This window comes from Aeromonas sp. Marseille-Q7275, from assembly GCF_965119515.1.
In genome coordinates, this window is record NZ_CBCPLW010000049.1 from 1 (window position 1) to 807 (window position 807).

The 807-nt window shown below is 61.3% G+C and carries 1 protein-coding gene; it reads left to right on the plus strand.

The window, feature by feature from the left end; translation table 11 throughout:
• Positions 1-805, plus strand: an 805-nt coding sequence (locus tag ACWPWQ_RS21295) for an IS1595 family transposase (protein WP_454010710.1), incomplete at its 5' end; no start/stop codon positions are given.
• Between the last annotated feature and the right edge of the window lie 2 nt (positions 806-807).

An 807-nucleotide genomic window follows, 5' to 3' on the forward strand; every position in this document is an offset into this window, starting at 1 on the left:
GGCCGCGCAGTTGGCTCCCTGGGGCTGGAATAGAGGGCTGCGCCGTTATCGCTGCAAGCAGTGTCTACGCACAAGCTCCGTTCTCACCAAGACGCCGCTGGCCCGACTTCGCAAGGCACAATGCTGGGAAGACTACGCCCAGGCCCTCATCGACGGCTTGACCGTCCGGCAGGCTGCGATTCGCTGCGGGGTCTGCAAAAACACTGCCTTCTTGTGGCGTCACCGCTTCCTGAACGCCATGGCGAGCCACCAAGCGGTACGGGAAGAGGGGATTGTCGAGGTCGATGAAACCTTCTTCCTGGAGTCGTTCAAAGGACAGCGCGGATTGCCCCGCCCGGCCCGTCATCGTGGCGGCAAAGGCCGCACCCGAGGCACAGGGCCGGATTACATCCCGGTGATGGTGGTGCAGGACAGAGCAGGTCATCTGGCTGACTTCCAGTTGGAGCAGCTAAATGCCAAAGCAGTCAGGGCAGTGCTGACGCCGCTTATCGCGCCGGATGCGGTACTGTGCAGTGATGGCGCCGGGGTGTATGCCAGTTTCAGCGAGGGGCAAGGGATAACGCATCAGGTGGTGCGCAACCGTGCGGGAGAGCGGGTGGTGGGTGCGTATCACATCCAGCATGTGAACGGGTACCACAGGCGGTTGAAGGAGTGGATGGAGCGGTTCCATGGGGTAGCGACCCACTATCTGAGGAATTATCTGGGGTGGCGAAGGATGTTAGAGCGCTATGGAAGGGAGGTGACTATCCCACGTTGCTTGCATGAGGCGCTGGGGCGCCCCATGCAACACGTAATTGGGACATAGCC